The sequence below is a fragment of the Blautia difficilis genome, from assembly GCF_014297245.1.
Classification (GTDB): domain Bacteria; phylum Bacillota; class Clostridia; order Lachnospirales; family Lachnospiraceae; genus Blautia_A; species Blautia_A difficilis.
Genome location: NZ_JACOQG010000035.1, coordinates 1 through 23,347, shown reverse-complemented (window position 1 = coordinate 23,347; position 23,347 = coordinate 1). Strand labels below are relative to the sequence as shown.

Below are 23,347 nucleotides of genomic sequence, written 5' to 3'. Positions count from 1 at the left end.
TGGCCGTGGAATAAATGTTTCATAAACATAAATACCCGCCACATCAAATCAGACATGGCGGATACATTTAGAAATTCATTTTGAATATTTTGCTTGTCTACTTGACAAGGGGCAGATCATGGACGGATGCTTTTTATATTACGTTCAAATTTATTTTTAAAAGGAAGGAGAGTCGATTGTTTTTAAAACAATCAACATATGAAAAAGAAAATTATAAAAATAATGTTTGATTTATTATTTTTATGATTTTATTATATAGGCAAATTATGATAGAATTTTGTTTAAGATGTGAAAAAAATTTGAACAAATGTCAAAAGAATTATGAAGATAAAGACATAGAAAGCCAAGGAATATAGTACTAGAAACCACAAGGAAATTTATTTTACAGACGGTTGAGGGGAGATGTTATAATAGCCCGGTAACAGAAAACAGATTTTAACAGAATAATCTGGAGGTAATTGATCATGAAAATAAAGAAAATAGGAATACTTATGATTGCAGGAACCCTTATGTTAACAGCACCGGCAGCAACAGTCATGGCATCTGATGCAACTGAAACTGTGCAGGAAATTATTACAGATAATGAGATTGATTCTCTGGTTTCTGATCCTGATAAAGTAGTTGATATTATTATGTATGCAAAGGACAAGGTGGCAGAGCAGGATATTTCCGATGAGCAGATCAGAGAAATCATTCAGGCAGGAGAAGAGACTGCAGGAGTTACACTTACAGAAGAGGAAGAAAATAAACTTATAAATATTGTAAAGGAAATCAAAAATGCTGATATTAATGAGGAACAGCTGAGAAGTACTGTAAACAAGGTATATGATAAGCTGGAAGAAATGGGAATCGGAAAAAAGGAAGTAAAGGGAATTCTTCAAAAACTGATAGAATTTGCAAAAAATATTTTAGAGTAATCATTTTTTAGCATATTATTTTTGAGGAGTAAACAAAAGAATAAAAAACTTTAATGAATTAAAATGATAATGTGCAAAAATAATAAAACTGTAGGAAAATGAAATAAAAAGGTATGTATTAAATTTATAAAAAAACAATGAAAAAATAAAAAAAATTGTGCAAATAAACGAAAAGTTCATTTTGAGTTCATGATTTGTTCATAACTAATTGCTATTATATAAACAGTTCGAAAGAACCTACGAAAGACGTTGTAATGTGTTATCATTACACATAAATTTTTTTCATAATAATAGCCCCGGTAAACCACTACCGGGGCACTCCTCGCTTTAGATATAAAAATCAAGTCCCGCAATTGCGGGACTATTTTTTATACCTTATTCAAGATTTTTTCCATATTTCTGTATTGCATTGTTTAGCTCCTGCATGCGTTCATCCAGTTCTGCAACATAGCGTGCACATTCACGTAATTCTTTTGTGATATAATCCGGGCCGTCTCCTTCAAATTTGTAATGCATTTTATGCTCCAGAGTAGCCCAGAAATCCTGTGCTACAGTACGGATCTGAATCTCTACTTTTGTATCAATAATGCTGTCAGAAAGAAAGACAGGGGTGGTTACCAGCATGTGATAGCTACGATAGCCGCTTTTTTTTGGGTTTTTCATATAATCTCTTCTGGCCAGGATCGTCAGGTCATTTTGCTTGGAAATCATATCTGCAATCAGATAGATATCAGAAGTAAAGGAACAGCTGATTCGGATTCCGGCAATATCATTTACATAGCGGATCATATTTTCTGTGCTGGATTCGTAATTATGGCGTTTAAGCTTTTTGACAATGCTTTCCGGAGTTTTGATCCGGGATTTGACATGCTCGATAGGGTTATATTTATGTCTGTGCTGGAATTCATCGTTCATAATGTCTATTTTTGTTTCAATCTGCTTTAGGGCAGAATGATATACGAACATAACAGTATCCCAGTTATCAATTTCTTTGAAATCTCTCAAAGGAACGGAATCATAATTCATGAATAATATCCTTTCTGTATGAAAAAAGTACAAGTTTATTATAGCATATAAAGCTTCTTTTGAAAATTGCGATTTCCATTATTATAGGTGATGTGATATAATATGGTTGCTATTTTTAACTGAATCAAGTAAGTCCCCTGCTTCAATTGCGAAAAGCAATAAGCAGTGGGTGGGGACTTGCTTGTATCAGGAGGAGTGCAAACTCCTTCTGATAAACTGCGAAGCAGTTATTCGGTTATGAGCAAGTAGCGAAGCGGATTGCGAATATCCGCTTGATAAATTATTTTTAATTCTGAAATTTTATGTTGTGAAAATAAAAAAATAAAATAAAGGAGAAAAAAAGATATGGCTGAATCAATGAAAGATTATGAGACAGAGCTTGAGGCTTCTTTCAAGAAAATTGAAGAAGGGGATATCCTTACAGGAACTGTGATCAGTGTAGATGAAAAAGAAGTAGTAATAGATCTTAAATATTATGCAGAAGGAATCATTCCTGCTGAAGATTACAGCAGAGAGCCTGGATTTTCACTGAAAGAGGAAGTTAAAGTGGGAGATGAGGTTTCTGCAACTGTGGTAAGAAAGGATGATGGAAACGGAAATATTCTGTTATCAAGAGTGGAAGCAGCAGATGTACTTTCCTGGGACAAACTAAAAGAATTAAAAGAATCCGGTGAAATTCTGGATGTAACAGTAAAAGGTGTTGTCAATGGAGGCGTAATCGTATATGTAGAAGGAATCCGTGGATTTGTTCCGGCTTCCAAACTTGCATTGACTTATGTAGAGGATACAAATGAATATCTGAACAAACCAATCCAGGTTCAGGTAATAGATGTAGATAAAGAAAAGAACCGTTTAATTCTTTCTGCAAAGGAAATATTAAGAGAAAAGGCAGAAGAAGAAAGAAAAAATAAAGTGTCTAATGTACAGGTCGGACTGGTGACAGAGGGTATTGTTGAGAGTCTTCAGCCTTATGGCGCTTTTGTGGATCTGGGCAATGGCCTGTCAGGACTTGTCCATATTTCACAGATCTGTGAAAAGAGAATTAAAAAGCCTTCAGAAGTTCTTGCTGTTGGTGATCAGGTTAAGGTAAAGGTAACTGCAGTAAAGGATGGAAAATTAAGTCTCAGTATCAAAGAAGCATCAGATATGATGGCAAAGGAAATTGAAGAAGAAGTGATAGAACTTCCGGATTCAAAGGAAGAAGCCAGTACATCGTTAGGTGCACTTTTTGCAAATATTAAGTTAGATTAATGAGGTTAAAAACTGTATGAGAAATCAGGAAAGAATATTTGTAATAGGTCATAAGAATCCGGATACAGATTCAATCTGTTCAGCAATTGCCTATGCAGACATTAAAAACAGAACTTCCCAGAAAGTAAAATATATTCCCAAGCGTGCGGGACAGATAAATGAAGAAACAGAATATGTATTAAATCGTTTTGGAATGCTGCCGCCGGGATATCTGTCTAATATTGGAACCCAGGTAAAGGATATGGATATACGTATGAGTCCTGATGCAGATAAAAGTATGTCCCTTAAAAATGCATGGGATCTGATGATGGAGAAAAGTATCGTTTCCCTTCCGATCAGAGACAAGGAAGGCCAGCTGGAAGGTCTTATCACAATTGGAGATATTGCAAAGACCTACATGGACACAACTGACAGTTATCTTCTGTCCAGAGCAAGGACACAGTACAGAAGAATTGCTGAAACAGTTGCAGGTACTGTGATTGAGGGAAATGAGCATGGATATTTCACAAAGGGAAAAGTTCTGGTTGGAACTGCAAATCCGGAAATGCTTAAAGCCTATATTGAAGAGGATGACCTTATTATTATGGGAGACAGAGAAGAGGATCATCTTCAGGCAATTGCCCAGAATGTAAGCTGTATTATTGTGGGAATGGGAATTGAAGTAACTGAGAAGGTGATCAAGCTTGCTCATGAAAAAGAAATTGCAATTATTATGTCTCCCTATGATACGTTTACGATTGCAAGACTGATCAACCAGAGCATTCCTGTAAGATATATTATGAAAACAGATAATCTGGTTACATTCAGTACAGAAGATTTCACAGATGATATTCAGAATGAGATGATCAAACATCGTCATCGTGCCTTCCCTGTAATTAACAAAAAGGGAAAATGTATCGGAACAATTTCCCGAAGAAATTTTCTGGATATGCATAAAAAGAAAGTAGCACTTGTGGACCATAATGAAAAAGATCAGGCAGTTGATAATATCGACAAAGCAGAGATTGTAGAAATTATAGATCATCATAAGCTTGGTTCACTGGAGACCATAAGTCCGATTTCCTTCAGAAATCAACCGGTTGGATGTACAGCTACAATTTTGTATGAGATGTATGGAGAGCAAAAACTGGAAATTTCGCCAAATATTGCCGGACTTCTCTGTGCTGCAATTATTTCAGATACATTGATGTTCCGTTCTCCTACCTGCACGTTATCAGATAAAATGGCAGCAGGAGCATTGGCACTTATTGCAGGAATTAATATTGAGCAGTTTGCCAGGGAAATGTTCAAGGCAGGAAGTAATCTGAAGGATAAATCACCGGAAGAGATTTTCTATCAGGATTACAAAAAATTTATTGCTGAAGATGAAATCAGTTTTGGTGTTGGTCAGATTAGTTCCATGGACAGCGATGAACTGACAGAAATCAAAGAACGTCTGATTCCGTTTATGGTCAGTGAATGTGGACGTCACGGCGTATCCCGTGTATTCTTTATGTTGACGAACATCATTGAGGAGTCTACAGAGCTTCTCTATTATGGTGAGGGAAGTGAAGAAATGGCCAGCACAGCATTTCATATGGAACCAAAGGATGGTGTATTTGATCTGAAGGGTGTAGTTTCTCGTAAGAAACAGCTGATTCCGGCACTTATGGAAGCTGCACAGGCAGGACAGAATGATTATAATTAAGGCAGGAAGAAATAAATGGCAAAAGAAACCTGGAAAGCCGGAAATATGCTTTATCCGCTGCCGGCAGTGATGGTCAGTGTTACAGATGGAGAGGGAAATGATAATATACTGACAGTTGCATGGGCTGGAACCGTATGTACAAATCCGCCAATGGTGTCTATTTCAGTGCGTCCTTCCCGGTATTCCTATGAAATGATAAAGAAAACAGGAGAATTTGTAATCAACCTGACTACAGAGAAACTGGCATATGCAACAGATTATTGTGGAGTGCGCTCCGGCCGTGATGTTGATAAATTTAAAGAAATGAAGCTTACCCGGGAGAAGGCTGATTTTGTGAAGGCTCCTATGATCCTGGAATCACCGGTCAGTATTGAATGCAGGGTAAAACAGGTGCTGGAATTAGGTTCCCATCATATGTTTCTGGCAGACGTACTGGCTGTCCATGCGGATCCTGCATATATGGATGAAAAAAAGAAATTTCATCTGAATGATGCCAAAATGCTGGTATATTCCCACGGAGAATATCTTGGAACAGGAAAAAAACTGGGAACCTTTGGCTATAGTGTAAAAAAGAATAAAAAAGGTGCGGGGAAAAAACGTTAGTATTTACACCTGATGATCATATATGCTAAAATGAAAGGAATAACAATGAATAATGTGACGTTAATAGGAATGCCTGGTTCAGGAAAAAGTACCATAGGAGTAATTTTAGCAAAAGCACTTGGATATCAGTTCCTGGATACTGATCTTGTAATTCAGAAGCAGGAGAAAAGAAAGCTTTCACAGATTATTGCCCAGGAAGGACCGGAGAGATTCAAGGAAATAGAAAATAAGGTTAATGCTTCTGTAGATGTGACAGAAACAGTGATTGCTCCTGGAGGCAGTGTTATTTATTGCGAAGAAGCAATGAAACATTTAAGATCTATAGGAAAAGTAGTTTATCTGAAAATATCATTGGAATCACTTTCAAAACGTCTTGGCAATTTGAGGGGACGGGGCGTTTTACTGAAAGAGGGACAGACTTTAAAAGATCTGTATGAAGAGCGAGTTCCCTTATATGAAAAATACGCTGATATTGTTGTAGATGAAGAAGGGAAAGATTTGGAAGAGAGTCTTGCAGCAGTTTTGGAAATAATAAATACCGGGGCATAGTAACCAGTGAGATAATATTTTTGTTTACAAATGATAAATATATGCTATAATATACAATTGACTTAAAAACAGACGATCATTTGAGAATAATTTATTCGTCTCCGCACAGGGAGTGAAAATAATTACAGAGGTGTATTTATGGAACAATATGTAATAAAAGGTGGAAATCCTTTAGTAGGTGAAGTGGAAATCGCAGGTGCAAAGAATGCAGCACTGGCAATTCTTGCAGCAGCAATTATGACTGATGAGACTATTTTAATTGAGAATCTGCCTGATGTAAGAGACATTAATGTTTTACTTGAAGCAATCGCCGGCATTGGAGCACAGGTAGACCGTATTAATAAGTCAACAGTTAAGATCAATGGCTCTACCATTGGTGATGTAAGTGTAGATTATGAGTATATTAAGAAAATCAGAGCTTCTTACTATCTGCTTGGGGCTCTTCTTGGTAAATATAAGCATGCAGAAGTACCTCTTCCGGGAGGCTGTAATATTGGAAGCCGTCCGATTGACCAGCATCTGAAGGGATTCAGAGCGTTGGGGGCAGATGTGGATATTTTACATGGAGCTATTGTAGCAAAGGCTAAGAATCTTCATGGAAGCCATATTTTCCTTGATGTTGTATCTGTGGGAGCAACAATCAATATTATGATGGCTGCTTCTCTTGCACCTGGACGTACAATTATTGAGAATGCAGCAAGAGAACCTCATGTAGTAGATGTAGCCAATTTTCTGAATAGTATGGGTGCCAACATTAAGGGTGCAGGAACAGATGTGATCCGTATCAAAGGTGTGGAGAAGCTTCATCGCACAGAATATTCTATTATTCCTGATCAGATTGAGGCTGGTACTTTTATGTTTGCTGCAGCAGCAACAGGTGGAGATGTTACAGTAAAGAATGTAATCCCGAAACATCTGGAAGCAACTACCGCCAAGCTTGAGGAAATTGGATGTGAGGTTGAGGAATTTGATGATGCGGTACGTGTACGCGCTGCAGGCAGACTTCATCGTACTCATGTAAAAACTCTTCCCTATCCGGGATATCCTACAGATATGCAGCCGCAGATTGCTGTTACTCTGGCTCTTGCAGAAGGAACCAGTATTGTAACAGAGAGTATTTTTGAAAACAGATTCAAATATGCAGATGAGCTGTCACGTATGGGAGCCAACATTAAAGTAGAGGGCAACTCTGCAATTATTGATGGTGTAAACAAGCTTACAGGTGCCAGAGTCAGTGCTCCTGATCTGCGGGCAGGTGCTGCTCTTGTAATTGCAGGTCTGGCAGCTGATGGTATTACGGTAGTAGATGATATTGTATACATCCAGAGGGGATATGAGAATTTCGAAGAGAAACTTAGAGCTTTGGGAGCTGAGATTGAAAGAGTTTCCAGTGAAAAGGAAATCCAGAAGTTCCGTCTGAGAGTTGGATGATTATAAAATTTTTATAAAAATAGAATTTATGCTTGACATTACAAAGGGTTGAGTATATTGTAAGTTGTGCAGAAAAGTTAATAATTAGTAATAGCCTTTTATTCAGAGTGGTGGAGATACAAAGGATCTGAGAAGCCACGGCAACCCCTTTTTATGCGGAGGAAGGTGCCAACCTGAGCGAGTGATCGAACAATAAGAGGATTGTTGAAGCATTCATTCAGACAGTCCGATTACTTCGGGCTGTTTCTTTTTAGCATCTGTATAAAATATGATATGAAATGAAAAAAGGAGAACAAAATGGAGAAAATTTTATTTACTTCTGAATCTGTAACTGAAGGCCATCCGGACAAAATGTGTGATGCTATTTCTGATGCAATTCTTGATGCAATCATGGAAAAAGACCCAATGGGCCGCGTTGCTTGCGAAACAGCTGTAACTACAGGTCTTGTAATGGTAATGGGTGAGATTACAACAAACGCTTATGTGGATATCCAGAAGATTGTAAGAGATACAGTACGTGAAATTGGATATACACGTGGTAAATATGGTTTTGATGCAGATACCTGTGCGGTAATCACTGCAATTGATGAACAGTCTGCAGACATTGCTCTCGGAGTAGATAAAGCTCTGGAAGCTAAAATGGGAGAAGACGAGATTGATGCTATTGGTGCAGGAGATCAGGGAATCCAGTTTGGCTATGCTTCCAACGAAACAGAGGAATATATGCCATACGCTATTAATATGTCCCATAAGCTTGCTCGTCAGCTGACAAAAATCCGTAAAGATGGTACATTAAACTATTTAAGACCAGATGGAAAAACACAGGTTACTGTAGAATATGATGAAGCTGGAAAACCTGTACGTATTGATGCAGTTGTATGCTCTACTCAGCATGATCCTGATGTTACACAGGAGCAGATTCATAAAGATATTAAAAAATATGTTTTTGATGAGGTTATTCCGGCAAATATGGTGGATGAGAATACAAAATATTTTATCAATCCTACAGGACGTTTCGTAATCGGCGGACCTCACGGTGACAGCGGACTTACAGGACGTAAGATCATTGTAGATACTTATGGCGGAGCTGGTCGTCACGGCGGCGGAGCTTTTTCCGGTAAGGACTGCACAAAGGTAGACCGTTCTGCAGCTTATGCAGCACGTTATGTTGCAAAAAATATTGTAGCAGCAGGCCTGGCTGATAAGTGTGAAATTCAGCTTTCTTATGCGATTGGTGTTGCACGTCCTACATCTATCCATGTGGAAACATTTGGTACAGGTAAGCTTTCAGATACCAAATTGGTTGAGATCGTTCGTGAGAATTTTGATCTCCGGCCGGCAGGAATTATTAAAATGCTTGATCTGAGACGCCCAATCTACAAACAGACAGCTGCTTACGGACATTTCGGACGTACAGATGTAGATCTTCCATGGGAACATCTGGACAAGGTAAATGATCTGAAAAAATATCTTGCATAATTGAAAAAAGTTATCTTTAAACAAAAGCAAACAATCATCCTACATATTTTTGTGTGGGAGGGTTGTTTGTTTTTTGTTGTACGGGGGCTTTGGCAGAATATACTTTCGACGTTAGCGTCATCATTTTATAGAAAATTTAGATATTGAAAACAGACTTTATGGTATAATCTTGTTATGAAAAAAATTGGCTCAGAGAAAAGGATGGTTTCAATGAAATTAAAAACAAGGATCATAGTTGGATTTGGTATGATCATATTAGTGCCGCTTTTATTGTTTTCCGCATCATTATATGGATTAAGTCATACAAAACTGGCACAACACAATTCAGATTCTTCAGAAATTGTCTATGATATTTCCATGGGAGTGTCTGCAAACAGCAAGACGCAGGTAAAACTTATTGCCAGAGATCTTCTGTTTACGGCAACAGTAATTCTAGTATTTACAGCGTTGTCCATAGGCTTATGGATATATAGAAGTATAGCAACACCTTTGGTAAAATTAAAGAAGGCAACTCAAAATATAAAAGAAGGAAATCTTGACTTCGTACTGGACGTAGAGGGAAATGATGAATTTTCAGAGCTATGCCAGGATTTTGAGGAAATGAGAAAGCGTCTGAAGGAATCTGCAGAGGAAAAAATAATATTAGATAAAGAAAATAAAGAACTGATCAGTAATATCTCACATGATCTGAAAACACCTATTACAGCTGTAAAGGGATATGTGGAAGGAATCATGGATGGTGTGGCGGATACTCCGGAAAAGATGGATCGTTATGTAAAAACTATTTATAATAAAACCAATGAAATGGATCATCTGATCAATGAGCTGACTTTTTATTCCAAGATTGATACAAATCGTATTCCATACACTTTCAGTAAGCTGAACGTAGAGGATTATTTTAGTGATTGTGCAGAAGAAGTAGGTCTGGAACTGGAAACCAGAGGAATTGAACTGGTTTATGCCAATTATGTGGAAAGTGGTGTGCAGGTGATCGCAGACGGAGAGCAGATCCGCCGTGTAATTCATAATCTTATCAGTAATGCTATTAAATATATGGACAAGCCCAAAGGAATTATTCAGATCCGTATCAAGGATGTAGGAGATTTTATCCAGGTGGAAATCGAAGATAATGGAAAAGGTATTGCTGCTAAGGATATTGTTTATATTTTTGATCGATTTTACAGAACCGATGTATCCAGAAATTCTTCCAAGGGTGGAAGTGGTATCGGACTTTCTATTGTAAAGAAGATTCTGGAGGATCATGGTGGTAAGGTATGGGCTACCAGCAGGTTGGGAATCGGCACAATTATGTATTTTGTTCTCAGAAAATATCAGGAGGTACCAATGAAATGAGCAGAATATTAATTATAGAGGATGAAGAGGCTATTGCAGATCTGGAGAAAGATTATCTGGAACTTTCCGGATTTGAGGTTGAGATATGTAACAGAGGGGATACAGGACTGGTCAGAGCATTAAATGAGAAATTTGATCTGATCATCCTGGATCTGATGCTGCCGGAAGTAGATGGATTTGATATCTGTCGTCAGGTACGCCAGACCCAAAATATACCGATCATTATGGTGTCGGCTAAAAAAGACGACATTGATAAAATCCGCGGTCTGGGACTGGGTGCAGATGATTATATGACTAAGCCTTTCAGCCCAAGTGAACTGGTGGCAAGAGTAAAGGCGCATATGGAGAGATATAATCGTCTGGTCGGTTCCAATGTAAATAAAAATGATATTATAGAGATCCGCGGCATAAAAATTGATAAAACTGCCCGTCGTGTGTGGATAAATGGGGAGGAGACTACTTTCACTTCCAAAGAATATGATCTTCTTACATTTCTGGCAGAAAATCCTAACCGGGTATTTACCAAAGAGGAGCTTTTCAGGGAAATCTGGGATATGGAGTCAGTAGGAGATATTGCTACAGTAACAGTACATATTAAAAAAATCCGTGAGAAGATAGAATTTAATACTGCCAAACCTCAATATATTGAAACAATCTGGGGTGTAGGTTACAGGTTTAAGGTCTGATCAAAGAAAAAATTTGAAAGGAAAATATGGATAGATTATATAAAAAACTGGAAGAATACGGAAAGTCAGATTATTATCCCTTTCACATGCCCGGACATAAGAGAAATATGGATTCTTCTGCAGCGTCATTTCCTTTTGACCGGGATATTACAGAAATTCATGGGTTTGATAATCTTCATCATGCAGAAGGCGTGATCAGAGATGCTCAGGAATATGCAGCACAGATTTATGGAACCCAGAGATGTTTTTTTAGTGTAAATGGAAGTACGGCAGCACTTCTGGCAGCAATCAGTGCCTGTGTAGATAAGGGAGGCAAAATCCTTATGGCGCGAAATTGTCATAAGGCTGTTTATCATGGATTATATATAAGAGACTTACATCCCATATATATTTATCCACATGAAGATTCCGGATTGGGGATAAACGGAGGAATTTCACCTTCTCGTGTGGAAAGATATCTTGAAGAAAATCAGGATATACAGGCAGTTCTGATTACGTCTCCTACCTATGACGGAGTTGTATCAGATGTAAAAAGTATTGCCCGTTCTGTACATAAATATGGAATTCCTTTGATTGTAGATGAGGCACATGGAGCGCATTTTCATTTTTCAGATTATTTTCCTGTATCTGCAGCAGAGCTTGGAGCGGATCTTGTTGTCCAGAGTTTTCATAAAACACTTCCGGCCCTTACACAGACGGCAGTTCTTCATGTGTGTAGTGACAGAGTAAATGTGGGAAAAATAAAAAGATTTATGGGTATCTATCAGACCAGCAGTCCTTCCTATATTCTTATGGCCAGTATGGATGCCTGCATGGATAGAATGAATCATACAACAGGGAAGAAGATGTTTGCAGAATTTACTTCTCAGCTGGAGGAAACCAGACAGCGATTGATGAAGTGTGGACATATCAAGCTGATAACTCTGGAAATGATAAACAGTACCGGTGTGTATGACTTTGACCGGTCAAAACTGCTGTTTTCTACAGTAGGAACTTCTATTAATGGGACAGAACTACACAGACGGTTGAGAAATGAGTTTCATATAGAAATGGAAATGGAGGCGGAAAAATATGTTCTGGGAATTGCATCTGTGGGAGACACAAAAGAAGGATTAGACAGACTGTGTAAAGCAATTGAGTATATTGATACACAGGTGGAAACTGTTCAGGAGAAAACGGAGAAGAATGTTTCCTATGCAAAAATGAAAGCATTTATGACAATTTCTCAGGCTATGGATGCACCTCAGAAGAGAGTTTACCTGGAAGAAAGTGTTGGAAAAATAAGTGGTGAATTTGCTTATCTGTATCCTCCGGGGATTCCTGTTATTGTGCCCGGAGAACAGATTACTGGACAATTTGTGCGAAATATGAGAAGATACATGGAACAGGGACTGGAATTACAGGGACTCAGTGACAGTAGTAATGAAACAATCTGTGCAGTTATAGACAGTCCGGTAAAGGAATAGCAGGTAATGGGAAAGATTTTTTATATTATGGGAAAAAGTGCTTCCGGAAAAGATAGGATATATTCTCTTCTGGAAGATCAGAGAGAACTGAAACTGAAAACATTGGTTTTATATACTACCCGGCCAATCAGAGACGGAGAAGAGAACGGAAAAAATTATTATTTTGTAAGTGATGAAAAATTGAATGAATTTAGAAAAAATGGAAATGTAATAGAAGAGCGTTCTTATCATACCGTATATGGAATCTGGACATATTTTACAGCAGATGACGGTCAGGTGAATCTGACAGAATCGGATTATCTGGGGATAGGTACACTGGAATCTTTTATGAAACTGAAGAAGTATTATGGAGAAAATGCAGTTTGTCCTGTTTATATACAGGTGGAGGATGGTGAGCGGCTTTCCAGAGCATTAAAGAGGGAAAAAGAACAGGAGAATCCCAAATACGAGGAAATGTGCAGGAGATTTATTGCTGATCAGTCAGATTTTTCGGAGGAGAATATTCAGAGCGCAGGGATTGAGAAAAGATTTCAGAACAAAGATTTAGATAATTGTGTGAAAGAAATTGTAAATTATATTAAATCTATGCAATAGAATGTCTTTTATGATATAATATCATCACAAAATGGACTGAAGGGGTGATTCTTATGATGGGATTTAACAATATTATAGGGCACGAAGAAATTATCAGGCATTTAAAGAATGCCATTGAAGCTGGTAAAATATCTCATTCTTATATTTTTACAGGGGAAAAGGGATCTGGCAAAAAGCTTTTGGCGGGTACCTTTGCGGCTACGCTTCAATGTGAGGCAGGTGGTACAGAACCTTGTCAGAAATGTGATTCCTGTAAGAAGGCAATGGGAAAGAATCATCCGGATATTATTATGGTAAGCCATGAGAAACCGGGAACAATTACAATTGATGAAATCCGTGATCAGGTGATTCACGATGTGGATATCAGGCCATACTATAGTCCTTACAAAATATATATTATAGCAGATGCAGATATGATGACTCCCCAGGCTCAGAATGCTCTTCTCAAGACGATTGAGGAGCCACCGGAATATGCAGTGATCATGCTTCTGACCAATAATATAGGTGGTTTGCTGCCTACTATTCAGTCAAGATGTGTACGCCTTGATCTGAAGGTTGTAAATGATGGTCTGGTAAAAAAATATCTTATGGAGCATCTTCATGTGCCGGATTATCAGGCGGAAATTGATGCATCTTTTGCTCAGGGAAGCATTGGAAAGGCAAAGGAAGCGGCTACTTCCCAGGAATTTGCAGAGATGACACAGAATGCATTAAGGATTCTGAAATATGCCAATACCATGGAAGTATATGAGCTGTCTGATGCAATAAAAAATCTTTCAGCAGAAAAGCAGAATATTAATGATTATCTGGATATCTTTCAGTTTTGGTTCAGAGATGTGCTGATGTTCAAAGCCACCAGAGAAATTGATAATCTGGTATTTAAACAGGAAATAAATTATATAAAGGAACAAGCAAAGGTGCGTTCTTATGAGAATCTGGAGAAAATTCTGGATTCTATCCAGAAGACAAAGGTTCGTCTGAAGGCAAATGTTAATTTTGAGCTTGCCCTTGAATTGCTGTTCCTGACAATCAGGGAGAAATAGAATGACAAAAGTAGTTGGTGTGAGATTTCGTAATGTTGGTAAGATTTATTATTTTAGTCCAAAGAATTACGAGATTAAAACAGGTGATCACGTAATTGTGGAAACCGCCCGTGGAATTGAATATGGAAAAGTTGTACTGGCACCACGAGAGGTAAGCGATGACAGTGTGGTACATCCGCTTAAGGAAGTACTTCGTGTGGCAATAAAAGATGATGACGAGAGAGAGTCTCAGAACAGAAGTAAGGAAAGAGATGCTTTTAAAATCTGTCAGAAGAAAATTAGAGAGCATGGACTGGAAATGAAACTGATTGATGCGGAATATACTTTTGACAATAATAAGGTACTGTTTTATTTTACCGCAGATGGCCGTATCGATTTTCGACAGCTGGTTAAGGATCTGGCATCTATTTTTAAAACACGTATTGAGCTTCGCCAGATAGGTGTCCGTGATGAGACAAAAATTCTGGGTGGAATTGGCATTTGCGGCAGATGCCTGTGTTGTCATACCTATTTGTCAGAATTTGTTCCGGTATCCATAAAAATGGCAAAGGAACAGAATTTATCTCTGAATCAGACAAAGATTTCGGGAGTCTGCGGCAGATTGATGTGCTGTTTAAAAAATGAACAGGAAACATATGAGGAATTAAATAAAAGACTTCCGGGAATCGGAGATATGGTTACTACTCCGGATGGACTGCAAGGATCTGTACAAAGTGTAAATGTGCTTCGTCAGAGAGTGAAGGTTATTGTAGATATTAATGATGAAAAAGAAATCCAGGAGTTTCCTGTGGAGGAATTAAAATTTAAACCACGCAGGAAAAAAGTAAAGGTTTCTGATAAAGAATTAAAGGAACTTGGAGATCTGGAGGATAAAAAGGGAGATTCCAAATTAAATGGATGAGAAGCTGGTCAGGGAAAAAGAGCGGGTCGATGATCTGCAGAATGGTTATTATGTAATACAGGATCCGGATAAATTCTGCTTTGGTATGGATGCTGTTCTTCTTTCCGGCTTTGCAAAAGTGAAAAAGAGTGAAACTGCGTTGGACATGGGTACAGGAACCGGTATTATTCCAATTCTTCTGAAAGCAAAGACTCAGGGAAAGCATTTTACAGGTCTGGAGATTCAGAAGGAATGTGCAGAGATGGCCAGCCGCAGTGTAAAGTATAATCATCTGGAAGAAGATGTGGAGATTGTACAGGGAGATATCAAAGAGGCTGCTGATATTTTTGGAGCGGCTTCTTTTGATGTGGTAACAAGTAATCCTCCATATATGATAGGACAACATGGATTGAGAAATCCGGATATGCCCAAAGCTATTGCAAGACATGAAGTGCTTTGTAATCTGGAGGATGTGGTAAGCCAGGCTTCCAGAGTACTGAAAGACAGAGGCAGATTTTATATGGTTCACAGACCGTTCAGACTGGCGGAAATTATGAATGTACTGACGAAATATCATCTGGAGCCTAAAAGAATGCAGCTGGTATATCCTTACATAGACAGAGAACCTAACATGGTTTTGATAGAGGCTCTCAAAGGTGGAAATTCCAGAATTACAGTGGAGCCGCCCTTGATTGTATATAAAGAGCCCGGAGTCTATACAGAAAATATTCTTAAAATTTACGATATGATATAATATCAGGTGGAAACAAAGTTACAAAAAAATGACAGGAAACAAACTATGGTATTATAAAGTCAGGGAGGAATGGATATGAGCGGAAAATTGTATTTGTGTGCTACGCCCATAGGTAATCTGGAGGATATTACATTAAGAGTTCTCCGTACATTGAAAGAAGTGGATCTGATCGCTGCTGAAGATACCAGAAATAGTATTAAGCTGCTGAATCATTTTGATATCAAAACTCCTATGACCAGTTATCATGAATATAATAAGATTGATAAAGCTTATGTTCTTATCAATAAAATGAGAGAAGGACAGAATATTGCATTGATTACAGACGCAGGCACTCCGGGGATTTCAGATCCTGGAGAGGAACTGGCTGCTATGTGCTGTGAAGCGGGAATTGAAGTTACTTCTCTTCCGGGACCGGCAGCATGTATCACAGCACTTACATTATCAGGATTGTCTACCAGGCGTTTTGCATTTGAAGCTTTTCTGCCAGCAGATAAGAAAGAGAGAAAGATGATCCTGGAAGAACTGAAAAATGAAACCAGGACAATTATTATATATGAGGCACCCCACCGGCTAGTGAGAACATTGGAGGAACTGAGGGAAACTCTAGGAAATCGCAGAATGACTTTGTGCAGAGAGTTGACAAAGAAGCATGAAACTGCATTTCATACTACAATAGAGAATCTGATTACTTTTTATACTACAGAGAAACCGTTGGGAGAATGTGTACTTGTAGTAGAGGGAAAAAGTCATCAGGAGATGAAGGAGGAGCAGCAGGCATCCTGGGAAAAAACAACGATTGAAGATCATATGAAAATTTATGAAGAAAAAGGTTATTCCAGAAAAGAAGCAATGAAGCTTGTGGCCAATGACAGAGGAGTGACAAAGAGAGATATTTATCAGTATCTGATCAGTCATTGAAAATAACTGTGTAAGGAAAATAGATTGCTGTAACGCAGATAAAATCCGCGTTACAGCAGTTTTTTTATGGTAAAACGATAATTTTTGTGCTATAATAAATTTGTATTATTATGTCCAAAGATCAGAATATATTTGCAAATTACAGATTTGATTTTCAAATATATTTTGATTTTATGATATTAGGGTCAAAAGATCGTTGGGCCTTATACTTTAATTAAATATAAACAGGAGGAATAACATGGGCGGAGAGAATACGGAATACGGCGCGGATCAGATCCAGATTCTGGAGGGTCTGGAAGCTGTACGTAAGAGGCCGGGTATGTATATCGGAAGTACATCCAGCCGAGGACTTCATCATCTGGTTTACGAGATCGTGGATAATGCAGTAGATGAAGCACTGGCTGGTTTTTGTACGGAAATTCAGGTGATCATTAATCAGGATAATTCAATCACAGTTATAGATAACGGACGTGGAATTCCGGTAGGTATTAATCATAAAGCGGGAATTCCTGCAGTAGAAGTTGTTTTTACTATTCTGCATGCCGGCGGTAAATTTGGCGGTGGAGGATATAAGGTATCAGGTGGTCTTCATGGTGTAGGTGCGTCAGTTGTAAACGCACTTTCCACCTGGCTGGAGGTAACAATCTGCCGTGAAGGTAAAGTATATCAGCAGAGATATGAACGCGGTAAAACTATGTATCCACTGAAGATGGTAGGTGAGTGTGATCCTGAACAGACAGGAACAAAAGTTGTATTTCTTCCGGACAGCGAAGTTTTTGAAGAAACAGTATATGATTATGATATTCTGAAACAGCGTCTCCGTGAAATGGCATTTCTGACTAAGGGATTAAAGATTATTCTCAAAGACAGCAGAGAGGGAATGGAAAGAGAAAAAATCTTCCATTATGAGGGTGGTATCCGGGAATTCGTAAGTTATCTAAACAGAAGCAAAGAAGCGCTTTATCCGGAAATTATTTATTGCGAAGGGCAGCAGAACGGAGTATCTGTGGAAGTTGCCATGCAGCATAATGATTCATATACAGAGAATTGCTATGGATTTGTAAATAATATCAATACCCCTGAGGGAGGAACCCATATTGTAGGTTTTCGTAATGCACTTACCAAGACCTTTAATGATTATGCCCGTAAGAATAAGCTGCTCAAAGAAAGTGAACCAAATTTAAGCGGTGATGATATCAGGGAGGGACTGACTGCCATTGTCAGTGTTAAAATCGAAGAACCTCAGTTTGAGGGACAGACGAAACAGAAACTTGGAAACAGTGAAGCCAGAGGTGCTGTAGATAATGTGGTAAGCAAGCAGCTGGAGATTTTTCTGGAGGAGAATCCATCTGTGGCAAAGGTGATCGTGGAAAAATCTGTTCTTGCCCAGAGAGCCCGTGAAGCGGCACGTAAGGCCAGAGATCTTACCAGAAGAAAATCTGCTCTTGACAATATGTCTCTGCCGGGTAAGCTTGCTGACTGTTCAGATAAGAATCCTGAAAATTGTGAAATCTATATTGTTGAGGGAGATTCCGCCGGTGGATCTGCCAAGACTGCCAGAAACCGTGTGACACAGGCAATACTTCCTTTGAGAGGTAAAATTTTAAATGTAGAGAAGGCCCGTCTGGACAAAATTTATTCCAATGCAGAGATCAAAGCAATGATCACAGCATTTGGAACTGGTATTCATGAAGATTTTGATATTACAAAATTAAGATATCATAAGATCATTATTATGACAGATGCCGATGTTGATGGCGCACATATTGCTACATTGCTGCTGACTTTCCTCTATCGCTTTATGCCGGAACTGATCAAACAGGGATATGTATATCTGGCTCAGCCGCCTCTTTATAAAGTAGAGAAGAATAAAAAGGTATGGTACGCTTATGATGATAATGAACTGAATGGAATTCTTACAGAGATCGGTCGTGATGGTAATAACAAAATACAGCGTTACAAAGGTCTGGGTGAGATGGATGCTGAGCAGCTCTGGGAGACAACCATGGATCCGGAGAAGAGAATTCTGCTTCGTGTAACTATGGATGAGGCGGCAACTTCAGAAATAGATCTGACGTTTACCACACTGATGGGAGATAAGGTAGAGCCAAGACGTGAGTTTATTGAAGAGAATGCAAGATTTGTGAAGAATTTGGATATCTGATAATAGGAGAATAGAGAATGGAAGATAATATTTTTGACAAAGTCCACGAGGTGGATCTGGAAAAAACCATGAAAGACTCCTACATTGACTATGCTATGAGCGTTATTGCTTCCAGAGCATTGCCGGATGTAAGAGATGGTCTGAAACCGGTTCAGCGTCGTGTTCTGTATTCCATGATCGAGCTGAACAATGGTCCTGACAAGCCACACCGTAAATGTGCGCGTATTGTTGGTGATACAATGGGTAAATATCATCCTCACGGTGACAGCTCAATTTATGGAGCACTGGTTAATATGGCACAGGAATGGTCTACCAGATATCCATTGGTAGATGGCCATGGTAATTTTGGATCTGTAGACGGTGATGGGGCGGCTGCTATGCGATATACAGAGGCGCGTCTCAGCAAAATTTCTATGGAAATGCTGGCAGATATCAACAAGGATACCGTTGATTTCCAGCCAAACTTTGATGAAACAGAGAGAGAACCGGTTGTGCTTCCATCCAGATATCCTAATCTGCTGGTAAATGGTACTTCCGGTATTGCGGTAGGTATGGCTACCAATATTCCACCTCATAACCTGAGAGAAGTTATTAATGCTGTTGTCAGGATCATTGACAATACAATTGAAGAGCAGAGAGAAACTACGATAGAGGAAATTCTGGAAATTGTAAAAGGACCGGATTTTCCAACAGGAGCTACAATTCTGGGCAGAAGAGGCATCGAGGAGGCGTACCGCACAGGACGGGGTAAGATCCGTGTGCGTGCGGTAACCGAGATTGAGACACTTCCCAACGGTAAATCAAGAATTATCGTTACAGAGCTTCCTTATCTGGTAAATAAGGCGCGTCTGATTTCCAAAATTGCGGAGCTGGTAAGAGATAAAAAAATTGATGGAATTACAGATCTGAATGACCATTCCAGCCGTGAAGGTATGAGAATCTGTATTGATCTGCGCAAAGATGCCAATGCAAATGTAGTATTGAATTTGCTCTATAAACATACACAGCTGCAGGATACTTTCGGTGTAAATATGCTTTCGCTGATTCCTAATCATGGAAGTCTGGAGCCTAAAGTCCTGAATCTGAAAGAGATGCTGGAGTATTATCTGGCCCATCAGGAAGATGTTGTAACAAGAAGAACAAAATATGATTTAAACAAAGCCAGAGAACGTGCTCACATTTTAGAGGGTCTGTTGAAGGCTTTGGATAATATTGATGAGGTTATCCGGATTATCAGGGCGTCTCAGAATGTACAGATTGCCAAACAGGAATTGATAGAGCGTTTTGAATTAACGGATGTACAGGCTCAGGCTATTGTAGACATGCGTCTTCGTGCTCTGACAGGCTTGGAAAGAGAGAAGCTGGAAGCAGAATATGCAGATCTTATGGAGAAAATACGTAAATACGAAGCCATTCTTGCAGACAGAAATCTCCTTCTCAGAGTAATCCGTGAAGAAATTCTGGCAATTGCCGAGAAATATGGAGATGACAGACAGACTTCCATTGGCTATGATGTGTATGATATTTCTACAGAGGATCTGATTCCAAGAGAAAATACCGTGATAACAATGACCAAACGTGGATACATCAAGAGAATGACAGTGGATAATTTCAGAAGCCAGAACAGAGGCGGCCGTGGAATTAAGGGTATGCAGACTCTGGAGGATGATTATATTGAAGAACTTCTGATGACTACCACTCATCATTATCTGATGTTCTTTACAAATACAGGGCGGGTATATCGTCTGAAGGCATATGAGATTCCAGAGGCAGGACGTACTGCCAGAGGAACAGCAATCATTAACCTTTTACAGCTTATGCCGGGCGAATCTGTTACAGCAGTAATTCCAATCCGAAAATTTGAAGAGACAGGTTATCTGATGATGGCGACAAGAAATGGATTGGTAAAGAAAACGCCGATTCGTGATTATGCAAATGTGCGTAAGACCGGATTAGCGGCAATCACTCTCAGAGATGATGACCAGCTGATAGAAGTAAAATTTACAGATGATAAAAAAGACATTATTCTGATTACAAAGAATGGCCAGTGTATTCGATTCAAAGAAACTGATGTAAGAAGTACAGGCCGTACCTCTATGGGTGTAAGAGGAATGAATCTGGAAGATGATGATGAAATTGTTGCCATGCAGCTGAATTCTCAGGGAGACTGTCTGCTGATCGTGTCTGCAAATGGTATGGGAAAGAGAACTTCAATGAGTGAATTTACCTGTCAGAACCGTGGCGGTAAAGGTGTGAAATGTTATAAGATCACAGAGAAAACCGGAAATGTCATTGGTGCCAGAGCGGTAAATGAAGACAATGAAGTAATGCTTATTACCACAGAAGGAATTATTATCCGTATTGCATGCTCAGACATCTCTGTCCTTGGAAGAATTACATCAGGTGTAAAACTGATCAATCTTACAGAAGGTGTAACTGTGGCAGGTGTTGCCAAAGTAAGGGATAAAGAAGAGAAGGATAATAAAGAATCTGCAGCAGATAACGAGGAAACACAGGAAACACCAGAGGAAAATAGAGGGGAAACTGAATAATCATGAAAAGATGGATGAAGTATTTCATTGTTGGGGTAACAGTTCTGCTTATTTTTTCCATGACAGGGTGCGGTGGTGTCAGTCATAAATCTCCGGAAAAGGTAACAGAAGAATTGATCAATGCTTATGCAAATGGCAAAGAGAAAAAGGTAAAAGACTGTTACAATGAAAAGAAGGATACAGAAGACAGCCTGCAATCTGAGATTACGGCAACTATAAAGTATTTTCAGGTGCACAATACAAAGAAGGTAAATATCCAGGAATGCGATATCATCTCAGAAAATGATAAGTATACTTATGTATATATTACATATAATATGGTTCTGGAGGATGACCAGGAGTATCCGTGTATTGGCACTTATATGATTGGTAAAAAGGATAAAAGCTATTATATTCTTCCGCCATCTCAGATTACAGATGATATGAGAACACAGGCTGCAACGGATTATGCAAATTTTATGACAAAAGATGTTTATAAAGACTATGCCAAGGCATATGAGAAGTTTATAAAGAAAAATCCAGGCTATGAAGATAAAATTTCAGGAAAAGTAAGCTGATCACAGTGAGGGCCAAAAATGAAGAGAATAATATTAATGGTGTTTAGAAATCTCATATGGGTTCCTTATGGATGGTTTAAACTGTGCTGGTGTGCATCTCATGTAGACAGATACAGTGAAAAAGAAAGATATGAATTGCTTCAATATATAGATAACAGAGCAATATGTGGGGGAAATATTAAGATAGAAGCTTATGGGGTGGAAAATATTCCAAAGGAAAATGGATTTATGTTCTTTCCAAATCATCAGGGATTGTTTGATGTACTTGCAATCCTTCAAGTGTGTCCGGTGCCATTTTCTGTAGTCGCCAAAAAAGAGCTTACAGATGTTCCTTTTCTTAAACAGGTTTTTACTTGCATGAAAGCACTTATGATTGACCGGGAGGATATTAAGCAGTCTATGCAGGTTATCCTTCAGGTAATCAAAGAAGTGAAAGAGGGAAGAAATTATCTGATCTTTGCAGAAGGAACCAGAAATAAAGATAAAAACAGACCTCATGAGTTTAAAGGCGGAAGCTTTAAGGCTGCCACTAAGTCCAGATGCCCGATTGTTCCGGTAGCCCTCATAGATTCCTATAAAGCTTTTGACACCGGATCTATCGAAAAGATGGTTGTACAGGTGCATTTTCTGGAACCGATGTATTATGATGAATATAAAGACATGAAAACTACAGAACTTGCTTTGGAAGTTAAAACTCGTATTGAAGAAACTATTAAGAAATCTGGAAAGTGGGATTAACCCAAAGGCGAATAAGCAAAAAAACAGTCGGGAAACCGGCTGTTTTTTGATGTGAAAAGAAAAGTATAATGCATAAAGAAAAGTTTTTGAAAAAATAAATAAAAAAAGACAAAAAAACTGTTGACAAAATACTTTTTTTTACTTATAATAACACATGCACTTGTGAAAAAGCGCATTCGAATTTAATATATGACTATTAGTTCGGAGTCTGGAGAAGTACTCAAGAGGCCGAAGAGGTGCCCCTGCTAAGGGTATAGGTCGTTAACGCGGCGCGAGGGTTCAAATCCCTCCTTCTCCGTTATTTTTACAAAAAAATGTAAAAATAAATTAAAAAAGTTCTTGACAAACTCGAATACATATGATAAAGTAAACGAGTTGCTGATGAACGGCAAACATGTTGAAAAAATAATTTGAAAAAACTTAAAAAAGTTCTTGACAAGTTAAAAACAACATGATAAAATAAACAAGCTGTCGCAAAGACGGACAACCTTGATAACTAAACAGTGAAACACATACGATTCTCGAAAATTCTTTACACATGAGCATCGAAAGATGCGAATGCGGTTCGGTTCGTAAGAAACGAACTTCATTATTTGAGAACGGTTGAATAAACCAAAAACAGTAAAACGAGAGATAGCTAGTTGGTTGTCTTGAGTAATCAAACACTTTATCAGAGAGTTTGATCCTGGCTCAGGATGA

General features: G+C 38.5%; 20 protein-coding genes, 1 tRNA gene and 1 riboswitch. Of the genes, 20 read left to right on the top strand and 1 reads right to left on the bottom strand.

Annotated elements, in window-relative coordinates:
- The first annotated feature begins 464 nt into the window (after window positions 1–464).
- Window positions 465–917 (top strand): DUF1002 domain-containing protein, encoded by a 453-nt coding sequence (locus H8Z82_RS15100; protein ID WP_186995563.1) that lies wholly within the window; start codon window positions 465–467, stop codon window positions 915–917.
- Between the two features lie 375 nt (window positions 918–1,292).
- Here the strand turns inward: H8Z82_RS15100 and H8Z82_RS15095 are convergent, their stop codons facing one another.
- Window positions 1,293–1,943: a GTP pyrophosphokinase gene (locus H8Z82_RS15095; RefSeq protein WP_019163350.1), complete on the bottom strand. Its 651-nt coding sequence runs from the start codon at window positions 1,941–1,943 to the stop codon at window positions 1,293–1,295.
- A 345-nt stretch (window positions 1,944–2,288) separates the two neighbouring features.
- On the opposite strand from H8Z82_RS15095, the gene H8Z82_RS15090 reads away from it, so the two are divergent.
- The 19 genes from H8Z82_RS15090 to H8Z82_RS15000 all read left to right on the top strand — a co-directional run bounded on the left by H8Z82_RS15090 (window position 2,289) and on the right by H8Z82_RS15000 (window position 22,946).
- Window positions 2,289–3,194 (top strand): 30S ribosomal protein S1, encoded by a 906-nt coding sequence (locus tag H8Z82_RS15090; RefSeq protein WP_186995562.1) that lies wholly within the window; start codon window positions 2,289–2,291, stop codon window positions 3,192–3,194.
- A gap of 16 nt (window positions 3,195–3,210) precedes the next feature.
- Window positions 3,211–4,881 carry a putative manganese-dependent inorganic diphosphatase gene (locus tag H8Z82_RS15085; RefSeq protein WP_186995561.1) on the top strand — a complete coding sequence of 557 codons (1,671 nt, stop codon included), beginning with the start codon at window positions 3,211–3,213 and terminating at the stop codon, window positions 4,879–4,881.
- A gap of 15 nt (window positions 4,882–4,896) precedes the next feature.
- Complete coding sequence (locus tag H8Z82_RS15080; RefSeq protein WP_019163353.1) at window positions 4,897–5,484, top strand: flavin reductase family protein; 588 nt, start codon at window positions 4,897–4,899, stop codon at window positions 5,482–5,484.
- A gap of 45 nt (window positions 5,485–5,529) precedes the next feature.
- Window positions 5,530–6,033 (top strand): shikimate kinase, encoded by a 504-nt coding sequence (locus H8Z82_RS15075; RefSeq protein WP_026077108.1) that lies wholly within the window; start codon window positions 5,530–5,532, stop codon window positions 6,031–6,033.
- A 138-nt stretch (window positions 6,034–6,171) separates the two neighbouring features.
- Window positions 6,172–7,464, top strand: coding sequence for a UDP-N-acetylglucosamine 1-carboxyvinyltransferase (locus tag H8Z82_RS15070; RefSeq protein ID WP_019163355.1), 1,293 nt, complete (start codon window positions 6,172–6,174; stop codon window positions 7,462–7,464).
- A gap of 95 nt (window positions 7,465–7,559) precedes the next feature.
- A riboswitch (SAM riboswitch) is annotated at window positions 7,560–7,663 on the top strand.
- Window positions 7,664–7,761: 98 nt separating this feature from the next.
- Window positions 7,762–8,943 carry a methionine adenosyltransferase gene (metK, locus tag H8Z82_RS15065; protein WP_186995560.1) on the top strand — a complete coding sequence of 394 codons (1,182 nt, stop codon included), beginning with the start codon at window positions 7,762–7,764 and terminating at the stop codon, window positions 8,941–8,943.
- A gap of 210 nt (window positions 8,944–9,153) precedes the next feature.
- Complete coding sequence (locus H8Z82_RS15060; RefSeq protein ID WP_019163357.1) at window positions 9,154–10,296, top strand: sensor histidine kinase; 1,143 nt, start codon at window positions 9,154–9,156, stop codon at window positions 10,294–10,296.
- Entirely contained in the window at window positions 10,293–10,982 is a 690-nt protein-coding gene (locus H8Z82_RS15055) for a response regulator transcription factor (protein ID WP_186995559.1), read from the top strand. The genes H8Z82_RS15060 and H8Z82_RS15055 overlap by 4 nt, the downstream gene beginning before the upstream one ends.
- Before the next feature lie 26 nt (window positions 10,983–11,008).
- Complete coding sequence (locus tag H8Z82_RS15050) at window positions 11,009–12,448, top strand: aminotransferase class I/II-fold pyridoxal phosphate-dependent enzyme (RefSeq protein WP_186995558.1); 1,440 nt, start codon at window positions 11,009–11,011, stop codon at window positions 12,446–12,448.
- A gap of 6 nt (window positions 12,449–12,454) precedes the next feature.
- The gene (locus H8Z82_RS15045; protein ID WP_019163360.1) at window positions 12,455–13,042 is read left to right on the top strand and encodes a nucleoside/nucleotide kinase family protein; all 588 of its coding nucleotides are present in this window, start codon (window positions 12,455–12,457) and stop codon (window positions 13,040–13,042) included.
- Between the two features lie 53 nt (window positions 13,043–13,095).
- The gene (holB, locus tag H8Z82_RS15040) at window positions 13,096–14,085 is read left to right on the top strand and encodes a DNA polymerase III subunit delta' (protein WP_019163361.1); all 990 of its coding nucleotides are present in this window, start codon (window positions 13,096–13,098) and stop codon (window positions 14,083–14,085) included.
- Between the two features lies 1 nt (window position 14,086).
- The gene (locus tag H8Z82_RS15035) at window positions 14,087–14,986 is read left to right on the top strand and encodes a PSP1 domain-containing protein (RefSeq protein ID WP_186995557.1); all 900 of its coding nucleotides are present in this window, start codon (window positions 14,087–14,089) and stop codon (window positions 14,984–14,986) included.
- Window positions 14,979–15,719: a tRNA1(Val) (adenine(37)-N6)-methyltransferase gene (locus H8Z82_RS15030; protein ID WP_186995556.1), complete on the top strand. Its 741-nt coding sequence runs from the start codon at window positions 14,979–14,981 to the stop codon at window positions 15,717–15,719. The genes H8Z82_RS15035 and H8Z82_RS15030 overlap by 8 nt, the downstream gene beginning before the upstream one ends.
- A 75-nt stretch (window positions 15,720–15,794) precedes the next feature.
- Entirely contained in the window at window positions 15,795–16,637 is an 843-nt protein-coding gene (rsmI, locus tag H8Z82_RS15025; RefSeq protein WP_186995555.1) for a 16S rRNA (cytidine(1402)-2'-O)-methyltransferase, read from the top strand.
- A 238-nt stretch (window positions 16,638–16,875) separates the two neighbouring features.
- Window positions 16,876–18,801, top strand: a complete 1,926-nt coding sequence (gyrB, locus tag H8Z82_RS15020) for a DNA topoisomerase (ATP-hydrolyzing) subunit B (RefSeq protein WP_173743910.1) — start codon at window positions 16,876–16,878, stop codon at window positions 18,799–18,801.
- A gap of 17 nt (window positions 18,802–18,818) precedes the next feature.
- Window positions 18,819–21,353, top strand: a complete 2,535-nt coding sequence (gene gyrA / locus H8Z82_RS15015; protein WP_019163366.1) for a DNA gyrase subunit A — start codon at window positions 18,819–18,821, stop codon at window positions 21,351–21,353.
- 2 nt (window positions 21,354–21,355) lie between these two features.
- Window positions 21,356–21,910 (top strand): hypothetical protein, encoded by a 555-nt coding sequence (locus H8Z82_RS15010; protein WP_186995554.1) that lies wholly within the window; start codon window positions 21,356–21,358, stop codon window positions 21,908–21,910.
- Window positions 21,911–21,928: 18 nt separating this feature from the next.
- A complete protein-coding gene (locus H8Z82_RS15005; protein ID WP_186995553.1) occupies window positions 21,929–22,648 on the top strand; it encodes a lysophospholipid acyltransferase family protein in 720 nt (239 codons plus the stop codon).
- Window positions 22,649–22,858: 210 nt separating this feature from the next.
- A tRNA-Ser gene (locus tag H8Z82_RS15000) sits at window positions 22,859–22,946 on the top strand.
- Window positions 22,947–23,347: the final 401 nt, after the last annotated feature.